Below are 18,412 nucleotides of genomic sequence, written 5' to 3' on the forward strand. Positions count from 1 at the left end.
AGTATTCGGATCACTTCATAAAATCCTTGCGACGAAGCACGAAACTGTTACTCAGATACTTTTCACGCACAATCTTATTCTCGGCCAGCTCTTCGGGCGTACCCTGGAACAGAATCTTTCCTTCAAACAACAGATAAGCACGATCGGTAATACTCAGCGTCTCCTGCACATTGTGGTCAGTAATCAAAATGCCGATATTCCTATCCTTCAACTTCCACACAATCTGCTGAATATCCTCCACTGCAATCGGGTCTACACCGGCAAAAGGCTCGTCCAACATAATAAATTTGGGGTCAATGGCCAGACAACGGGCAATTTCTGTACGGCGCCGCTCGCCACCTGACAACTGGTTACCCTTGTTCTTCCTTACCTTCTGCAAGCGGAACTCTGCAATCAGGCTCTCCAGCTTGTCTTTCTGATACTCCAAAGGCTTGTCGGTCATTTCCAGTACAGATGCAATATTGTCTTCCACACTCATTTGACGGAATACGGAAGCCTCCTGCGCCAGATAACCGATACCCGTCTGTGCACGCTTGTATACCGGATATTTCGTTATATCCAAATCATTCAAGAAGATACGTCCCTCATTGGGAGTTATCAGCCCTACGGTCATATAAAACGAAGTTGTCTTACCGGCGCCATTCGGTCCCAACAAACCAACAATCTCCCCTTGCTTCACATCAATAGACACATGGCTCACTACCGTACGCTTTCCGTACTTTTTCACCAAATCCTCTGTACGCAGCACCATGCTACCTTCCTCCCGTGGCTCTGCCCCGGCAGTCAAGCCTAGTCCGACCTGCAGATTTTCCTTAACTTCCTCTACATTGTCCTTTATGCCTTTTTCTTCTTCCATACTCTAAAGGTTTTCGCCGCAAATGTAGCAAAAATAAGCCGAAATAGTGTACATTTGCATTCAAATACTTATATGTTATGTTTAAAGCACTTAAGACAGTGGGACAATATATCATACTAATGGGGCGCGTATTTGCCCGTCCCGAACGTATGCGTATGTTTTTCCGCCAATATGTCAACGAGTTGGAACAGCTCGGCGTGAACTCTATCGGCATCGTATTGCTGATATCCTTCTTCATCGGAGCTGTAATCACCATACAGATAAAGTTGAACATTGAGAGTCCCTTCATGCCCCGTTGGACAGTGGGATATGTAACCCGTGAAATCATGCTGCTGGAATTCTCTTCCTCCATCATGTGTCTGATTCTGGCAGGAAAGGTCGGATCAAACATCGCCTCGGAGCTGGGCACCATGCGGGTCACCCAGCAGATAGACGCCCTTGAAATTATGGGTGTCAATTCTGCAAACTACCTTATCCTACCGAAAATTGCTGCTATGGTGACAACCATTCCACTGATGGTGACGTTCAGTATATTCGCTGGTATCATAGGTGCCTTCTGTACTTGCTGGTTCGGCGGCATCATGTCGGCAGTAGATTTAGAATACGGCTTGCAGTACATGTTTGTCGAATGGTTTATTTGGTGCGGCATCATCAAGTCGCTGTTCTTTGCCTTTATCATTGCCAGTGTATCGGCATTCTTCGGTTACACCGTCGAAGGCGGTTCCATCGAAGTGGGTAAGGCGTCCACCGACTCCGTAGTATGCAGCAGCGTACTTATCTTATTCGCCGACCTAATATTAACTCAACTTTTAATGGGATGATTGAACTGAAAGGACTTTGCAAATCATTTGAAGAAAAAGAGGTACTGAAAGATATCAATGCCACTTTCGAGAATGGAAAGACCAACCTGATTATAGGGCAGAGCGGTTCGGGAAAAACCGTACTCATGAAATGTATCGTGGGTCTGCTGACACCAGACAAAGGAGAACTGTTGTATGACCACCGCAACTTCCTCGCCATGGGAAAGAAGGAAAAGAAAGCGCTCCGCCGGGAAATGGGAATGATTTTCCAAAGTGCCGCGCTGTTTGATTCCATGACGGTACTGGACAATGTAATGTTTCCACTGAACATGTTCAGCAACGATACCCTGCGCGACCGGACTCGTCGTGCCATGTTCTGCCTGGAACGTGTAAACCTGATTGAAGCCAAAGACAAATTTCCCGGAGAAATCAGCGGCGGTATGCAGAAGCGCGTAGCCATTGCCCGTGCCATTGCCCTAAATCCGCAATACTTGTTCTGTGACGAACCTAATTCAGGACTTGACCCCAAGACCTCGCTTGTCATCGACGAACTGATACAAGATATAACCCGGGAATACAATATGACTACTCTCATCAACACTCATGACATGAACTCTGTAATGGGCATCGGAGAAAAAATTATCTATATTTACGAAGGACACAAAGAATGGGAAGGCAATAAAGACGACATCTTCACTTCCACCAACGAGCGGTTGAACAGTTTCATATTTGCATCCGACCTATTCCGGAAAGTCAAAGAAGTGGAGATACAGAACCTTGAAGGATAAAACTGCACCTCATTTTCTAACCTATTACATAAGAAAGCGTCCGGAAACTATATTCCGAACGCTTTCTCTTCATAAAACCAGTTAATAGAATCGACTTATATCATCACGATATATTTTACTTCTGCCGGATATAGATATTTATCGGAGTTCCGGTCAACTTCCATTTCTCACGCATCTTATTTTCCAAGAATCGTCTGTAAGGCTCTTTCACATATTGTGGAAGATTTGCAAAATAAACAAATGACGGCACCTGGGTATTGGGCAACTGCGTAATATATTTTATCTTGATATACTTACCCTTAATTGAAGGGGGTGGATACGCCTCAATAAGCGGCAGCATTTCCTCGTTCAAACGAGCTGTCGGAATACGCGTCATACGATTTTCGTACACATCACGCGCCTCCTCCAATACCTTCAGAATACGCTGTTTGGTCAGTGCCGAAGCAAAGATGATAGGGAAATCCACAAACGGAGCGAAACGGTTGCGGATAGCATCTTCGAAAGTCTTCATCACCTTCACAGTCTTGTCCTGCACCAAGTCCCACTTGTTTACCACAACCACTAGCCCCTTGGCATTCTTCTGAATCAAAGAGAAGATATTCAAATCCTGGCTTTCGATGCCACGCGTAGCGTCTACCATCAAAATACATACATCTGCATTCTCAATGGAACGAATGGAACGGATTACAGAGTAGTACTCCAAATCCTCATTCACCTTGTTCTTCTTACGGATACCCGCCGTATCTACCAGGTAGAAATCAAAACCGAATTTATTGTAGCGGGTATAGATAGAATCGCGCGTGGTACCGGCAATCTCCGTCACGATGTTGCGGTCTTCTCCAATAAAGGCATTGACTATGGAAGACTTTCCGGCATTCGGGCGTCCCACTACTGCAAAGCGGGGAATATCCTCGTCCAGAATTTCATCAGATTCCTTTTTGAACTTGCTGACGATAAGGTCCATCATATCGCCCGTACCGCTACCCGTTACAGCAGAAATACAGTAAGGATCACCCAAACCCAGGCTATAAAACTCAGGGGCATTATATTGTAATTCATGATTATCGGTCTTATTGGCAACCAGCAGCACAGGCTTCTTGGCACGACGCAAGATGGCAGCCACCTGCTCGTCGAGGTCCGTAACTCCGTTCATCACATCCACCACAAACAGAATCACGTCGGCTTCGTCCACCGCCATCAATACCTGCTTACGAATCTCTTCTTCGAAAATATCATCAGAGTTCACTACCCAACCGCCAGTATCTACCACTGAGAACTCACGTCCCAACCATTCGGTCTTTCCATATTGGCGGTCACGGGTGGTTCCCGCTTCCTCATTCACAATTGCCTGACGTGTCTTGGTCAGGCGGTTAAATAATGTAGACTTTCCCACATTGGGACGTCCTACGATTGCAACTAAATTTCCCATAGCTCACTCTCTTTGTTTTTTGCGACTGTCACAGTCGTATGAATAACTCTTAATCCAACTGATAACCAAAATTACGCAGTTCTTTGTCCGAACTCCGCCAATCCTTATCAACTTTCACAAACGTCTCCAGGAATATCGTTTTCCCGAAAAACCTCTCCAAATCACGGCGCGCTTCAGTAGCCACTTTCTTCAAAGCCTTTCCTTGCTTGCCTATGATAATACCTTTTTGCGAATCACGCTCCACATAGATTACGGCACTGATATGAATTTTCTTTGCCTCCTCCTTAAACTGTTCTACCATCACCTCCACCGAATAAGGGATTTCCTTATCATAGTACAACAGAATTTTCTCACGGATTATTTCGGTCACGAAGAAACGCGCCGGCTTGTCCGTCCACTGGTCCTTGTCGAAATAGGGAGGAGAGTCGGGTAACAGCTCCTTCACCCGCTTCATGACATAATCCACATTAAATTTCGAAGTAGCAGAGATAGGAATAATTTCTGCCTTCGGCAGCAATTCCTTCCACGCTTCCACCAGTTCCACCAGCTTTTCCTGGTTGGTTAAATCAATCTTATTGATAAGCAGCAATACCGGAACGTCCAACTGTCCTACTTTCTCCACAAAATCATTATGCTTGTCGGGAGTCTCAACCACATCCGTCACATACAGCAACACATCCGCATCCGCCAATGCCGAAGTGGAGAAATTCAGCATGGACTCCTGCAACTTATAGTTTGGCTTCAATACACCCGGAGTGTCCGAAAACACAATTTGCATGTCATCCGTATTATAGATGCCCATAATCCGATGACGGGTGGTCTGCGCCTTGAAAGTGGCGATAGAAATACGCTCACCTACCAAAACATTCATCAATGTGGACTTGCCTACATTCGGATTTCCTACGATATTTACAAAACCTGCTTTGTGCATGACTTCAGTATTTGAATTGAGACAAAAAAACGCATCGAATCGAGATAGGATGCGTTTTTATCATATTATATTCAGCAATAGCATGTTACTGCTTCTTTCCGTCGTATCCCCACTTCACATACACAGCTCCCCAGGTAAATCCTGCGCCGAATGCAGTGAAAATAAGGTTGTCGCCTTTCTTCAGCTTATCTTCAAAGTCCCAGATGCAAAGAGGTAACGTAGCAGCACTAGTATTGCCATAACGTTCGATATTAATCAGCACTTTCTCACGAGGAACTTCCAGACGATGTGCCACAGCATCGATGATACGAAGATTGGCCTGGTGCGGAATCACCCAGTCAATGCTATCCTTTGTCAGACCGTTTTTCTCGGCAATGGCCGCGCTAACATCCGACATATTGGATACGGCATACTTAAACACAGTACGTCCTTCCTGATAAATGTAATGCATGTGATTGTCTACAGTAAAATAAGAGGGAGGACAAACCGAACCACCCGCTTTCATATGCAGGAAAGGCAAACCTTTGCCGTCGGTTCTCAGAATAGCATCCATAATACCTACATCTTCTGTTGTCGGCTCGAGCATGAAAGCTGCAGCGCCGTCTCCAAAGATAGGACAAGTAGCACGATCTGTATAATCAACCATTGACGACATCTTGTCGGCTCCCACAATGATAACCTTCTTATATCTACCAGAACGGATAAAATTGGCCGCAGTCTCCATCAGATAGAGAAATCCGCTGCAGGCTGCCTGCAAGTCAAAAGCATATGCATTTTTCAGCCTTAGCTTATCACACAAAATAGAAGCTGTAGAAGGGAAGTGGTAATCCGGAGTAGAAGTAGCTACAATCACCAGATCTATATCATCCGGGTCTGCGCCAGTACGTTGCATCAGCTGTTTGGCAGCTTTACGCGCCATATAGGAACTACCTAGCCCCTCTTCATTCAGGATACGTCTTTCCTTTACTCCGATACGAGTCATAATCCATTCGTCATTGGTATCCACCATTCTTGAGATTTCGTCGTTTGTCAAGACGTAATCAGGTACATAACCGCCGACTCCTGTAATTACTGCATTTATTTTTTCCATTAAAATCTTGTTTACTTATAGAACTACTGAAACAACGGTAGTCTAAAAAGGTTTGCTTATTAAATTACAAATCTTTTTAGACGCCCGATATTCAAGTATAAGTTTTAGTCAAACTGACCGTAATTATACGGCAGCTTCCTTTTCAACTGCAAGCTTACCTCTATAGTAACCGCATGCACTACATACAGTATGATATACATGCCACTCACCACAATTCGGGCAAATAGCCAGTGTAGGAGCTACTGCTTTATCATGAGTTCTTCTCTTCGCAGTTCTTGTTTTTGACTGTCTTCTCTTAGGATGTGCCATTTTCTTTAATCTTTAATTGTTATCTAATATTTTCTTTAATTCGTCCCAACGCGGGTCTACCTGCGTTTCTTCTTCATTCATCAGCTCCACCTCTTCTTCCGGAGCAAATGTATCCTCAGCCATATCATCATCCGGAGTGGTGCGCATATGCTTACTCAATTTGCTGGTCATTGCCTTGTTACACTTACCCGGAGCATGCACATGCTTCATGGGGATGGCCAAAGCTACAAACTCGTACATAAACCATGCTACATTAATCTCACCTTCCTCTTCGGGAATTACTATGAGATTGTCACCTTCTTCGGCATATTCATGACCGAACTTAACCAGCAGCTTATCTGTCGAGCTGACAAGCTGTTCCATATCGTCCAAACAACGGTCACATGGCACCCACACCATTCCGTCTGTCTGGAAGTTCAATTCGAAAGCACGAGATGTTTTCTTTACAACTAACACCACATTGACTTTACCCTTCTGCACTTCCGGTCCATCAATATTGGCAAAGAAAAGGTTGTCTAGCACAAACTCATATTTGCATGAATCTGCTTGCATACCTTTCAGGTCTATTTTGTATTTATCAAACTTTCCCAAAGCTTCTTTTGTTTATTCGGGCGACAAAGATACGAATAATTATCCTCATTATGTAGTATTTAGAGTAAAATATTCGTTTTTTTATGTTCATTTCACTCAGATATCACTACAAATCAGCAGAAAACTCATGAACTAAAACACAAGAACAATCCATACCAGCATCCAAGTATATGTAAAGAAAACGAACTAAGCGTTTTTAATCATTCATTTAGCACCTTAATTCGGGAATTAATCTGATGAACATGCGATGAATAATTATATATAATAAGGTATAGTGATTAGCGGTAGAAACGGAATGTTAGAGGAGATATATGTAAACGAACGAAGCCTCCGTATCCTTATCAGACACGGAGGCTTCTTCTGAAAAACGGCGACTACCTACTCTCCCACTGTTACGCAGTACCATCGGCGTGACCGGGCTTAACTTCTCTGTTCGGAATGGGAAGAGGTGGAACCCCGGTGCTGTAGTCACCTGAATAAGGTAGACATGATGCGAAAAAAGCAAAGCATTCATTTATGGCTGAACGTATATACCTCCATACAAGGCAAGGCAAAAAGTGAACGGGCAATTAGTAACGCTCGGCTATGACATCGCTGCCTGTACACCTGCGTCCTATCAACGTTGTAGTCTACAACGACCCTGAGAAATCTAATCTTGTGGCTGGCTTCGTACTTAGATGCTTTCAGCACTTATCCAATCCCGACTTAGATACCCGGCAATGCACCTGGCGGCACAACCGGTAAACCAGAGGTCAGTCCAACACGGTCCTCTCGTACTAGTGTCAGAGCCACGCAAATTTCATGCGCCCACGATAGATAGAGACCGAACTGTCTCACGACGTTCTGAACCCAGCTCGCGTGCCACTTTAATGGGCGAACAGCCCAACCCTTGGGACCTTCTCCAGCCCCAGGATGTGACGAGCCGACATCGAGGTGCCAAACCCCTCCGTCGATATGAGCTCTTGGGAGGGATCAGCCTGTTATCCCCGGAGTACCTTTTATCCTTTGAGCGATGTCCTTTCCATACAGAAACACCGGATCACTATGCTCTAGTTTCCTACCTGATCGACTTGTGAGTCTCCCAGTCAAGCGCCCTTATGCCATTACACTCTGCCGACGGTTACCAATCGTCGTGAGGGCACCTTTAGAAGCCTCCGTTACGCTTTTGGAGGCGACCACCCCAGTCAAACTACCCACCAAACAGTGTCCCCGCAACAGCGGGTTAGAACTCAAATAATCAAAGGGCCGTATTTCAACAGCGGCTCCACGAACACTGGCGTGCCCGCTTCAAAGCCTCCGGCCTATCCTACACATCAATTACCCAAATTCAATGTTAAGCTATAGTAAAGGTTCACGGGGTCTTTTCGTCCCATCGCGGGTAATCGGCATCTTCACCGATACTACAATTTCACTGAGCTCACGGTTGAGACAGCGTCCAGATCATTACACCATTCGTGCAGGTCGGAACTTACCCGACAAGGAATTTCGCTACCTTAGGACCGTTATAGTTACGGCCGCCGTTTACTGGGGCTTCAATTCAACGCTTCTCTTGCGATGACGTCTCCTCTTAACCTTCCAGCACCGGGCAGGTGTCAGGCTGTATACTTCATCTTTCAATTTTGCACAGCCCTGTGTTTTTGTTAAACAGTTGCCTGGACCTATTCTCTGCGCCTCAATTGCTTGAGGACCCTTTATCCCGAAGTTACAGGGTCAGTTTGCCTAGTTCCTTAACCGTGAATCACTCAAGCGCCTTAGTATATTCAACCCGACTACGTGTGTCCGTTTGCGGTACGGGTACCGTAAGGATTAAGTTTAGCGGATTTTCTTGGAAGTATGATTACACGCACTATTGGATTGTCCAGAAGGACGCTCCATACTGTCAGGTTCGACTCTCGTTCCGGATTTGCCTGGAACAATCAATATCTACACCCTTCAACGGACTATTCCGTCAGTCCGCGGCGCTGTCACGACTCCGTCTCCACGTCACTCCTTAAGGTAGTACCGGAATATTAACCGGTTCTGCCATCGGCCTCGCCGTTCGGCTGAGCCTTAGGACCCGACTTACCCTGATCCGATTAGCGTTGATCAGGAAACCTTAGTCTTTCGGCGAGGGGGTTTCCCACCCCCTTTATCGTTACTTATACCTACATTTGCTTTTCCACACGCTCCAGCAAGGCTCACGCCTTACCTTCGACGCAGAGTGGAATGCTCCCCTACCGATGATTTCTCATCCCAAAGCTTCGGTAGAATACTTATGCCCGATTATTATCCACGCCAAACTCCTCGACTAGTGAGCTGTTACGCACTCTTTAAATGAATGGCTGCTTCCAAGCCAACATCCTAGCTGTCTTAGCAATCTGACTTCGTTAGTTCAACTTAGTATTCATTTCGGGACCTTAGCTGTTGGTCCGGATTGTTCTCCTTTAGGACATGGACCTTAGCACCCATGCCCTCACTCCTGACATAGAACTGACACGCATTCGGAGTTTGTCAAGACTTGATAGGCGGTGAAGCCCTCGCATCTTATCAGTCGCTCTACCTCATGTCAGTATAAGTCAAGGCTGCACCTAAATGCATTTCGGGGAGTACGAGCTATCTCCAAGTTTGATTAGCCTTTCACCCCCACCCTCAGGTCATCCAGAAGCTTTTCAACGCTTATTGGTTCGGTCCTCCAGATGGTGGTACCCATCCTTCAACCTGCCCAAGGGTAGATCACTTGGTTTCGCGTCTACTCCTTCCGACTATACGCCCTGTTCAGACTCGCTTTCGCTTCGGCTGCGGATCTGAGATCCTTAACCTCGCCGGAAAAAGTAACTCGTAGGTTCATTATGCAAAAGGCACGCCGTCACACTAAAAGTGCTCCGACCGCTTGTAGGCACATGGTTTCAGGAACTATTTCACTCTTCTGTTCGAAGTGCTTTTCACCTTTCCTTCACAGTACTGGTTCACTATCGGTCTCTCGGGAGTATTTAGCCTTACCGGATGGTCCCGGCAGATTCACGCAGAATTCCTCGTGCTCCGCGCTACTCAGGATACCACTAGGCTTCGGTTGGCTTCGCATACGCAGCTATCATGCTCTATGGCTGTACTTTCCAGAACATTCTGCTCACCAACTTTCTTGCCACAACGTGGTCCTACAACCCCACACATGCCGTAACATGGATGGTTTGGGCTGTTCCCCGTTCGCTCGCCACTACTGGGGGAATCATTATTTATTTTCTTTTCCTGCAGGTACTAAGATGTTTCAGTTCCCTGCGTTAGCCTCCCGCATTGCGGGATGATATCCCTTCAGGATATCGGGTTGTCCCATTCGGAAATCCGCGGATCAAAGGTCATTTGCACCTACCCGCGGCTTATCGCAGCTTATCACGTCCTTCATCGCCTCCGAGAGCCAAGGCATCCGCCATGTGCCCTTACTTACTTTTTGTCTTACCGATCACGTATGGTCGATATATACTTTCAGCTTTCAACTTTACTTTTTTTGGTCACATCATGTCAAAGATCGTTGTCAAGGATTAAGGATTAAAGATAATTCCTAATCTTGAGAAGTGGAGAATAACGGATTCGAACCGTTGACCCCCTGCGTGCAAAGCAGGTGCTCTAGCCAGCTGAGCTAATCCCCCTTCACCATTGATGAAAGACCCGCTAAATCGTAACCGGTCGGTCACCAACTGAGAAGTAGTCCCAGGCAGAGTTGAACTGCCGACCTCTACATTATCAGTGTAGCGCTCTAACCAACTGAGCTATAGGACTGTCAGTCAAACCCTCGCCTTACGGCTCGGCTTCTACTTTTCTCGTATATTTTAATAAACAAGTACGCGCAGTACAAGAGGTTCTTATGGAAGCATAACTTCAAGAACCAACGATCGAGTCGAGACGTCACTCCAGAAAGGAGGTGTTCCAGCCGCACCTTCCGGTACGGCTACCTTGTTACGACTTAGCCCCAATCACCAGTTTTACCCTAGGGCGCTCCTCGCGGTTACGCACTTCAGGTACCCCCGGCTTTCATGGCTTGACGGGCGGTGTGTACAAGGCCCGGGAACGTATTCACCGCGCCGTGGCTGATGCGCGATTACTAGCGAATCCAGCTTCATGGAGTCGGGTTGCAGACTCCAATCCGAACTGAGAGAGGTTTTAGGGATTAGCATCACGTCGCCGTGTAGCTGCCTTCTGTACCCCCCATTGTAACACGTGTGTAGCCCCGGACGTAAGGGCCGTGCTGATTTGACGTCATCCCCACCTTCCTCACATCTTACGACGGCAGTCTCGACAGAGTCCCCAGCATAACCTGATGGTAACTATCGATAAGGGTTGCGCTCGTTATGGCACTTAAGCCGACACCTCACGGCACGAGCTGACGACAACCATGCAGCACCTTCACAAATGCCTTGCGGCTGATCTGTTTCCAGAACATTCATTTGCAATTTAAGCCCGGGTAAGGTTCCTCGCGTATCATCGAATTAAACCACATGTTCCTCCGCTTGTGCGGGCCCCCGTCAATTCCTTTGAGTTTCACCGTTGCCGGCGTACTCCCCAGGTGGAATACTTAACGCTTTCGCTTGGCCGCTTACTGTATATCGCAAACAGCGAGTATTCATCGTTTACTGTGTGGACTACCAGGGTATCTAATCCTGTTTGATACCCACACTTTCGAGCATCAGCGTCAGTTACAGTCCAGCAAGCTGCCTTCGCAATCGGAGTTCTTCGTGATATCTAAGCATTTCACCGCTACACCACGAATTCCGCCTGCCTCTACTGTACTCAAGACACCCAGTATCAACTGCAATTTTACGGTTGAGCCGCAAACTTTCACAACTGACTTAAGCATCCGCCTACGCTCCCTTTAAACCCAATAAATCCGGATAACGCTCGGATCCTCCGTATTACCGCGGCTGCTGGCACGGAGTTAGCCGATCCTTATTCATACGGTACATACAAAAAGGCACACGTGCCTAACTTTATTCCCGTATAAAAGAAGTTTACAACCCATAGGGCAGTCATCCTTCACGCTACTTGGCTGGTTCAGACTCTCGTCCATTGACCAATATTCCTCACTGCTGCCTCCCGTAGGAGTTTGGACCGTGTCTCAGTTCCAATGTGGGGGACCTTCCTCTCAGAACCCCTATCCATCGATGGCTTGGTGGGCCGTTACCCCGCCAACAACCTAATGGAACGCATCCCCATCAATGACCGAAATTCTTTAATAGCTGAAAGATGCCTTTCAGATATACCATCGGGTATTAATCTTTCTTTCGAAAGGCTATCCCCGAGTCATCGGCAGGTTGGATACGTGTTACTCACCCGTGCGCCGGTCGCCAGCAAAGAAAGCAAGCTTTCTTCCTGATGCCCCTCGACTTGCATGTGTTAAGCCTGTAGCTAGCGTTCATCCTGAGCCAGGATCAAACTCTTCATTGTAAAAGTATCGTGACTGCGCAAATTAAAAAAAATTAATGTGCGACAGCTTGTTATCTGTTCAGGACGCTCGAATTCAAAAGTTTATCTTTACCTATATAAAATAAGTATTGACGGTTCTCTTGTTTTACCCAAGGCAATTCCCCATTGATAAGGAAAAGCCTTGCTCTTGTACTACTTGTATTGTTTATGTAAATCTGTTCAAAGATCGCTCGTTTCACGATTGCTGTTCTTTTCAGAAAGCGGATGCAAAGGTAAGAACTTTTAAGTATATCCTCCAAATATTTTCGGAAGTTTTTTTTCTTTTTTCTTCTCTCTTTTCTCTTTCCTCGTCGTCTCTCTTGTCGAAAGGGAGGCAAAAAGAAAAAGGAAGAAGAACCAGGCACCGTTTCTTTTAAAAGAATGTCAACTCGCGCTGCTTTCATTTTCAAAAGCGGGTGCAAAGGTAAGAACTTTAAAGCATAACTTCCAAATATTTTCGGAAGTTTTTTTTCATTTTTCTTTTCCAAGACCGAAGTTCCGGAAGAAACCGATGGCAAAGAAGAGAAAAATGGAAGCTTACCGCTCCGTTTTACTGTCAGAATGTCAAAACATCGCCGCCTTCGTTCCCGAAAGCGGATGCAAAAGTAGGCCTTTTATGGACATCTGCAAAATTTATACACGGTTTTTTTGAGAGATTCCATGAACTTTTTCATAACTCACTGATTGATAGATATGTTTTAAAGCATGTTTTTTAAAGGAAACTGGGATAAGGAAAGGAAGGGACACATTATATATATACGCGCGCGCAATACAAGCTCCAATTCACACCTTGACATAGACCACAGAACGACAGGCACCGCGCTTGCGAATCACAAAGAGAACTGACAATAAACCTGCGAAAGGCTACATCCGGAAAGCACGGAAACTAAACGGGAACTAATGAACAACTTTTCTCACCACAGATATGTTGCTTTCTTTCCACACCCGTATTTCTTTCTTACCACAGCTGTGGTAAGAAAGAAATACGGGTGTGGAAAGATTAGTTCTTAGGGAAAAATAAGGTGGTACATCGCTGTTTGTATCCTAATTCTTAGCTACCATCTATACGCCATACAGCGACAATCAGTAGAAGCCTTTATCAAGTCCACTTCTGTGCCCTACCCAAAGAACGCACAGCGGCAGCAAACTCTTCCCGAGGAATGATAGCCTTATTACGTGTCTTCAAACGATTATTATAAACGGTCTGAGGTGAATAATGCAAGAATTCGGCAATCTTCACACTATCAGTGATACCTAAACGCACCAAAGCATAAATGCGCAATTCCGTATTCAGCAACTCACCATCTTTTAGCACAATCTGCTCGTCAGGATGGAGCAAGGCATTGAAGTCACTTACAAAATCCGGATAAATGTGCAAGAAGATAGCATCAAAGTTATGATAGAACTCTTTCAGCTCATTCTGTGCCATAGAATGAGTATCGGTTAATGCTTTCACATCCTCCAACTGATTTGCCTTAAGCTTACGATTGATATTTTTCCGATACTCATCCAGCTTGCTGATATAATTGGAACAAATGGAAAAAACATAACCTATGTATTCCTCCTTCACATAGTTGGATTCACGAAGCTGATTATTGGTATCTCTCAGCTGTTCATTCAAAGAAGTAAGCTGTACATTCGTTTCTGCCACTTGTCCGTGCATTTTCGAAAGTTCTTCCACATGCTTATTCAAGCGGTTGTTTGCCTCATTCAGCTGTTGGCGCGACTGCTTCAACCGCTTCATCTGCTTATATATATACAGAAAAGCAAACAAGGATATCAAGGACAAGACACTGACCAATACCAAATACATACGTAACCGCGCTTCTTGCTTCTGATTACGTTCCTGATAAATCTGATGAATGGTGTCCTGCACCGCAGAGATGCCTACTACTCTCACCCGGTTCCGATATGCCAAGGCATTCTGCAAGCAGTAACTCATGTAGACATAGGCATGGTCAATATCACCCAAACTAAAAAGCACCCCCGCCAGCTCTTCCAGCGAAGCAATATCTTTATTGGAGATACGTACATCGGCCATAGCAGAATATATCAGGTAAGTCAGATAATTTTCTTGCTCATCGGACTCGCGATAAAAGCAAGCCAGCACGTAAGCATTCATGGCATCACGCCGAGTATCGAATGCAGAATTAAAGATTCCCTTCTGCAAACGCTCCTTAAAAACATACATACTGTCCGTACCTTGCACTACCTGCCCCTTATACCACAAGAACAAGGGATGTTCAGGGGTAAGAACCATATTCAAGGAGTCTTTGTAAACACGTTCCAACTGTGCATAATGTTCATGCAAAGTGGCCATTTCACTACCGGTATACTGATTGAAATGCGAATACAGATACAGCATTTGTCCATAATAGTCCACTAACAATTCTTTGGGGAGCGAACCGCCTGAAACTCCGCGCAATTCATCCTGGGCTTCTTTCAACAAACCGGTGGCAGCCAACAGAAAAGACTTTTTTATCTTCCACTCCATCTGCCGGTATTTATCATTCTGCCTATAAACTATATCCAAATTATCTACCACATAATTCATTGCAGAATCGGCATTATAGACACAATACTCATCATAAAGATTTTTATTCAGCCAATATCTCTCCTCCAAAGTACGCACATCCTTTTGAAGCTTGTGCAACTGAGCAATCTTCGCCTCTTTAAGCATAACAAACGTGTTTTTCTGCGCAATCAGAGAGTCAAGGCGTACCAGTAGTTCTTTTATCTTTTCACTGTAAGGTGCCGCATTCAGGAAAGTACACCCCACCAGCAAAAACAGCAAAGCTATGATTTTTCTTTTCATTTCTATTATTTACATAAAGCAGAGAGCACAAAGATAAATTAATCTATCTAAAGATAAGCTACTTCTACCCTAAAAAAGTACACTAAAATTAAGAGCTATTTCGATCGTTTGAAGTAATAACACAGTATGTCCAAACCTACTTCCATAGTAGCAAACCTTTACTTTACCCACTAACCACAAATATTATAATACACTGATTTTATGATATTTAAATTTTATACAGACTTACTTCCACACATTACCCACCTATCAGACAAATAGGGTTGTCCACTATCTTTGCAAACAGAAAGGAAAGTGTACTATGGAAAAACAACTAATCCCTATTAGAACATACTTTTCTAAATAAATCAAATCTTTTAATAAAAGTACTATGAGAATGATTACAAGAAATCTTCTTACGCGGAGTTACAAGCTCCTTCTGACATTACTCGTACTGCTAATGTCAACAAATGCATTTGCCCAACGATTGACAGCTACGGGTAAAGTAGTAGATACCGCAGGCCTGGAGGTCATCGGCGCATCTGTATTGGAAAAGGGAACAACAAACGGTGTTGTCACCAATCTAGACGGAGAGTTTTCCCTAAGTGTAGAACAAAATGCCACACTGGTAATATCTTTCATCGGCTATAAAACGATGGAGGTAAAAGCAACCACCAACATGAATGTCACATTGCAGGAAGACAACGAACTGCTGGACGAAGTGGTAGTCATCGGCTATGGAAGTGTAAAACGCAAAGACGTAACCACTGCCGTATCTACGGTTTCTACAAAGGATTTGGATCAGCGCCCCATTGTATCGGCCGCCCAAGCCCTACAAGGCAAAGCAGCCGGTGTGTCGGTTATGCAGCCCAGCGGCGAACCGGGCGGTGGTATGAGTATCCGTGTACGTGGTACCACCTCATTCAATGGTAGCAACGACCCGCTCTACGTAGTGGATGGTGTACCTGTAGACAATATCAACTTCTTATCACCCAATGATATCGAAAGCCTCTCTATCTTAAAGGACGCTTCATCGGCAGCCATCTATGGTTCACGTGCAGCCAACGGTGTAGTACTAATTACGACCAAAGCCGGAGCAGAAGGCAATGCCAAAGTAGCACTGAACGTACAATATGGTATGACGAAAGTGGCCAAAAGCATGGAGGCTTTGAATACAGAGCAATACCGTGAATTACAGAAAGAGATTGGCGCCGTCAATCCCGCTGACCTTGAAGGTTTAACAGACCAAACAGACTGGTTTGACGAGGTTTACAAAACCGGACAAACTCAGAACTATCAAGTGTCCGTGTCTAACGGAAACGAAAAGATGAAATACTTCCTCTCTGCCGGTTATCTGGATGAAAAAGGAATTTTGGAAGGTACGTACTTCAAACGATACAGCTTCCGTGCCAATATCGACAACCAAATACGCAGTTGGCTGAATGTAAGTGCCAATATCTCCTACTCCGATAACATCGGAAACACCGGCATCATTTCCGGAACAGGTGCCAACCGTGGAGGTGTAGTCCTTTCAGTTATCAATACACCGACCTATGCTCCTATTTGGGACCCTGAAAAGCCGAATCAATACAATAAGAACTTCTATGGGGTAAATATCATGAACCCGATGGAAAACCTAGCCCGCCAGAAAAACAACAAAAACAAGGAAAACCGCCTCATCGCATCCGGAGCCGCTACCATCAGCTTCCTGCCCAACCTGAAGTTGAAATCATCTGTAGCACTGGACCGCCGCAACGGTGTAAGCACTACATTTCTCGATCCAATATCAACTACCGACGGACGCAACAGTTTCGGAACAGCCTCTGACAACCGAAACATGAATACCGTATTGGTTTTCGATAATGTATTGACTTACAACACCAACATCAAGAAACATGGCATCGACGTCATGGCAGGTTCTTCCTACACCAAATCAGACTATACCAACAGCTATATTAATGGTTCACACTTCCGGGACGATAAAATACACACTCTGAATGCCGCCAATAAAATTTCATGGGACGGTACCGGATCAGGAGCCTCACAGTGGGCTATCTCTTCCTATTTTGCCCGTGTGTCCTACAATTATGACAGCAAGTACATGCTTACCATGAACATGCGTGCCGACGGTTCATCCAAGCTGCATCCCGACCATCGCTGGGGCATTTTCCCCTCCTTCTCGGCTGCCTGGCGTATTTCGTCAGAGAAATTCATGAAAGACATTACTTGGATTGATGACTTGAAGCTTCGCGGCGGCTGGGGACAGACCGGTAACCAAAGCGGCATAGGTGATTACTCATATCTGCAACGCTACAACATCAACCGCATACCGTGGTTTGAAGAAGGCAACGACCATGCAGTTCCCGGTATCAGCCAAGCCAACCTTAGAACAAGTGACCTGAAATGGGAAACCACCAGCCAAACCAACATCGGTCTTGACTTAACTGTGCTGAACAATAGACTGACCTTCAGCATGGATTACTATTACAAGAAGACAACAGACATGTTGATGAATGTAAGTCTGCCTGCAGGTGCAGCAGCAACTACCAGCATCACCCGTAATGAAGGCGAGATGACCAATAAAGGATTTGAATTCTCACTCAATTCTCACAACCTGACCGGCGAATTCTCTTGGGACACAGACTTCAACATATCTTTCAACAAGAACAAGCTGACTAAGCTATCATTACAAAAAGTCTATACAGCAGCAAGCAGTGCCGAGGTAGTAAAGGAAAACATCGTACGCAATGAACCGGGACGTCCTTTGGGTGGCTTCTACGGCTACATCAGTGACGGTGTAGATCCCGAAACCGGTAACCTGATTTATCGCGACCTCAACGAAGACGGCAAAATTTCCACTTCTGACCGTACCTATATCGGCGATCCGAATCCCGACTTCATCTACGGATTGACGAACACTTTTACTTGGAAAGACCTTAGTCTGAGCATCTTCATTCAAGGAAGCTACGGAAACGACATCTTCAATGTGTCCCGCATGGAAACCGAAGGTATGTATGACGGTAAAAACCAATCAACAGAAGTTTTGAAACGATGGAGGATTCCCGGACAGATTACCAGTGTTCCGAGAGCCAACTTCAACATCAAGAACTCCACTTACTTTGTAGAAGATGGCAGTTATCTGCGTGTCAAAGACATCTCACTCTCTTACAACATCCGTTGCCGCCAGTTTAAGAAATGGGGTATCAGCCGCGTACAACCCTACTTCACTGCAAGCAATTTGCTAACCTGGACCAGTTATTCCGGTATGGACCCTGAAGTAAACCAATATGGCAACAGCGGTTCCGTACAAGGTATCGACTATGGAACCTATCCACAGAGTAAAGCATTCGTTTTCGGTATCAATGTTGAATTCTAAAAAAAAGAAGAAATA

Annotated in this window: 11 protein-coding genes, 2 tRNA genes and 3 rRNA genes; 3 read left to right on the forward strand and 13 right to left on the reverse strand. The window is 45.3% G+C overall.

Annotated elements, in window-relative coordinates; genetic code table 11:
* Positions 1-10 precede the first annotated feature (10 nt).
* Complete coding sequence (gene lptB, locus JXR92_RS01180; RefSeq protein WP_034523256.1) at positions 11-751, reverse strand: LPS export ABC transporter ATP-binding protein; 741 nt, start codon at positions 749-751, stop codon at positions 11-13.
* Between the two features lie 182 nt (positions 752-933).
* Between lptB and JXR92_RS01185 the strand changes: the two genes are divergently transcribed.
* Positions 934-1,677 carry an MlaE family ABC transporter permease gene (locus JXR92_RS01185; protein WP_117600766.1) on the forward strand — a complete coding sequence of 248 codons (744 nt, stop codon included), beginning with the start codon at positions 934-936 and terminating at the stop codon, positions 1,675-1,677.
* Positions 1,674-2,444 (forward strand): ABC transporter ATP-binding protein, encoded by a 771-nt coding sequence (locus JXR92_RS01190; RefSeq protein WP_005829539.1) that lies wholly within the window; start codon positions 1,674-1,676, stop codon positions 2,442-2,444. The genes JXR92_RS01185 and JXR92_RS01190 overlap by 4 nt, the downstream gene beginning before the upstream one ends.
* Positions 2,445-2,559: 115 nt before the next feature.
* Here JXR92_RS01190 and der read toward each other — a convergent pair whose 3' ends face one another.
* The 12 genes from der to JXR92_RS01250 form a co-directional block, all read right to left on the reverse strand.
* Positions 2,560-3,873, reverse strand: a complete 1,314-nt coding sequence (der, locus tag JXR92_RS01195; RefSeq protein ID WP_117600765.1) for a ribosome biogenesis GTPase Der — start codon at positions 3,871-3,873, stop codon at positions 2,560-2,562.
* A gap of 49 nt (positions 3,874-3,922) precedes the next feature.
* Complete coding sequence (era, locus tag JXR92_RS01200; RefSeq protein ID WP_117600764.1) at positions 3,923-4,804, reverse strand: GTPase Era; 882 nt, start codon at positions 4,802-4,804, stop codon at positions 3,923-3,925.
* An 85-nt stretch (positions 4,805-4,889) separates the two neighbouring features.
* Positions 4,890-5,894, reverse strand: a complete 1,005-nt coding sequence (locus JXR92_RS01205) for a beta-ketoacyl-ACP synthase III (protein WP_005829534.1) — start codon at positions 5,892-5,894, stop codon at positions 4,890-4,892.
* 123 nt (positions 5,895-6,017) lie between these two features.
* On the reverse strand, positions 6,018-6,203 hold the full coding sequence (gene rpmF, locus JXR92_RS01210) for a 50S ribosomal protein L32 (protein ID WP_072546213.1): 186 nt from the start codon (positions 6,201-6,203) through the stop codon (positions 6,018-6,020).
* A gap of 12 nt (positions 6,204-6,215) precedes the next feature.
* Entirely contained in the window at positions 6,216-6,794 is a 579-nt protein-coding gene (locus tag JXR92_RS01215; RefSeq protein ID WP_005829530.1) for a DUF177 domain-containing protein, read from the reverse strand.
* Positions 6,795-7,159: 365 nt separating this feature from the next.
* Positions 7,160-7,270 (reverse strand): 5S ribosomal RNA (rrf, locus tag JXR92_RS01220).
* 73 nt (positions 7,271-7,343) lie between these two features.
* Positions 7,344-10,221, reverse strand: a 23S ribosomal RNA gene (locus tag JXR92_RS01225).
* A 122-nt stretch (positions 10,222-10,343) separates the two neighbouring features.
* A tRNA-Ala gene (locus tag JXR92_RS01230) sits at positions 10,344-10,417 on the reverse strand.
* Between the two features lie 56 nt (positions 10,418-10,473).
* Positions 10,474-10,547 (reverse strand) — tRNA-Ile (locus JXR92_RS01235).
* Between the two features lie 135 nt (positions 10,548-10,682).
* Positions 10,683-12,209 (reverse strand): 16S ribosomal RNA (locus tag JXR92_RS01240).
* The 16S, 23S and 5S rRNA genes sit together here with 2 tRNA genes alongside, the layout of an rRNA operon.
* A 50-nt stretch (positions 12,210-12,259) precedes the next feature.
* Positions 12,260-12,715 carry a hypothetical protein gene (locus tag JXR92_RS01245; protein WP_226791233.1) on the reverse strand — a complete coding sequence of 152 codons (456 nt, stop codon included), beginning with the start codon at positions 12,713-12,715 and terminating at the stop codon, positions 12,260-12,262.
* Between the two features lie 611 nt (positions 12,716-13,326).
* Positions 13,327-15,042, reverse strand: coding sequence for a DUF6377 domain-containing protein (locus JXR92_RS01250; RefSeq protein ID WP_117601289.1), 1,716 nt, complete (start codon positions 15,040-15,042; stop codon positions 13,327-13,329).
* Between the two features lie 439 nt (positions 15,043-15,481).
* On the opposite strand from JXR92_RS01250, the gene JXR92_RS01255 reads away from it, so the two are divergent.
* Positions 15,482-18,397 carry a SusC/RagA family TonB-linked outer membrane protein gene (locus JXR92_RS01255; RefSeq protein ID WP_370293446.1) on the forward strand — a complete coding sequence of 972 codons (2,916 nt, stop codon included), beginning with the start codon at positions 15,482-15,484 and terminating at the stop codon, positions 18,395-18,397.
* Positions 18,398-18,412 lie beyond the last annotated feature (15 nt).

The organism is Bacteroides parvus (genome assembly GCF_017309675.2).
Taxonomy (GTDB): Bacteria; Bacteroidota; Bacteroidia; order Bacteroidales; family Bacteroidaceae; genus Bacteroides; species Bacteroides uniformis.

What these genes read in the sequence shown, in the direction of transcription:
- era (WP_117600764.1), bottom strand. Translation starts at nt 4,804, where the DNA reads ATGCACAAAGCAGGTTTTGTAAATATCGTAGGAAATCCGAATGTAGGC.
- JXR92_RS01255 (WP_370293446.1), top strand. Translation starts at nt 15,482, where the DNA reads ATGTCAACAAATGCATTTGCCCAACGATTGACAGCTACGGGTAAAGTA.
- JXR92_RS01185 (WP_117600766.1), top strand. Translation starts at nt 934, where the DNA reads ATGTTTAAAGCACTTAAGACAGTGGGACAATATATCATACTAATGGGG.
- der (WP_117600765.1), bottom strand. Translation starts at nt 3,873, where the DNA reads ATGGGAAATTTAGTTGCAATCGTAGGACGTCCCAATGTGGGAAAGTCT.
- rpmF (WP_072546213.1), bottom strand. Translation starts at nt 6,203, where the DNA reads ATGGCACATCCTAAGAGAAGACAGTCAAAAACAAGAACTGCGAAGAGA.
- JXR92_RS01205 (WP_005829534.1), bottom strand. Translation starts at nt 5,894, where the DNA reads ATGGAAAAAATAAATGCAGTAATTACAGGAGTCGGCGGTTATGTACCT.
- JXR92_RS01190 (WP_005829539.1), top strand. Translation starts at nt 1,674, where the DNA reads ATGATTGAACTGAAAGGACTTTGCAAATCATTTGAAGAAAAAGAGGTA.
- lptB (WP_034523256.1), bottom strand. Translation starts at nt 751, where the DNA reads ATGGTGCTGCGTACAGAGGATTTGGTGAAAAAGTACGGAAAGCGTACG.
- JXR92_RS01250 (WP_117601289.1), bottom strand. Translation starts at nt 15,042, where the DNA reads ATGAAAAGAAAAATCATAGCTTTGCTGTTTTTGCTGGTGGGGTGTACT.